At 65.3% G+C, this 363-nt stretch carries 1 protein-coding gene; it reads right to left on the reverse strand.

The annotated features are described in order from the left end of the window. Nucleotides 1-256: glycosyltransferase (locus EN846_RS33925; RefSeq protein WP_189587198.1), on the reverse strand; the 256-nt coding region annotated here is incomplete at its 3' end. Nucleotides 257-363: the final 107 nt, after the last annotated feature.

A 363-nucleotide genomic window follows, 5' to 3' on the forward strand; every position in this document is an offset into this window, starting at 1 on the left:
GCCCTGCCTGCCGCACGCCCTGCCAGATCGTCCAGAAGGCCGAGAGCATGGCGATTGGATTCTTCGAGCCCAGTGTGGCCGAAGCAATCGAGTGGATTTCGGCGGCGGGAAAATGGCCGGAATAGCGCTCGGCGCGACGGTCGGTGGCAAGGTGCACCTGCCAGCCGCGCTCGATCAGCTCATGCGCAAGCGCTTCGGCGGGGAAGAGATGTCCGCCCGTTCCACCGGCTGCAAGCAGGATGACGCCCTTTGCCATCCTGCCTCATTCCGCCGGCATGGCGCGCTGCGCAAGGACGAAGCCCATCTGCTTGCGCTTTTCAGGCCGCCTGCGCGTCAGCACCAGCACCATGCCCATTGAGATGG

This window comes from Mesorhizobium sp. M4B.F.Ca.ET.203.01.1.1 (assembly GCF_004791025.1).
GTDB classification, from domain to species: Bacteria; Pseudomonadota; Alphaproteobacteria; order Rhizobiales; family Rhizobiaceae; genus Mesorhizobium; species Mesorhizobium abyssinicae.